Here is a 331-nt window from a genome sequence, read left to right on the forward strand (position 1 = left end):
AAAGGACATCTCATGTTAATTAATTTTTAATAGCCTTTTTCGTTTAGCTTTCTGTAATTATCACATCCTAACTGAAGTCCTAAATCACAAGCCTTGCCATAATATTGTTTTGCAGTGGAAAAATTTTGTTTTACACCTTGACCGTTTTTGTATGAAGTCCCTAAGATAGCGCAACCAAAAGCCTCTCCACCATCACAAGCTTTTTGATATAGCTGGGCAGCTTTTTGGTAGTCACCTTTATAGTAAGCTTCGTTTCCCAATTCAGTAAGATCTTTGGAAAATCCAATAGAAAATAAAACTACAAGTAAAACTAAAATTCTTTTCATTTTTT

General features: G+C 32.9%; 1 pseudogene. It reads right to left on the minus strand.

Going from position 1 to position 331, the window contains the following annotated elements:
* Positions 1-26 precede the first annotated feature (26 nt).
* A pseudogene (locus UNSWCS_RS11750) lies at positions 27-331 on the minus strand (SEL1-like repeat protein); the annotation flags it as partial.

Origin of the sequence: Campylobacter concisus UNSWCS, assembly GCF_000466685.1 — a bacterium.
Classification (GTDB): Bacteria; Campylobacterota; Campylobacteria; order Campylobacterales; family Campylobacteraceae; genus Campylobacter_A; species Campylobacter_A concisus_A.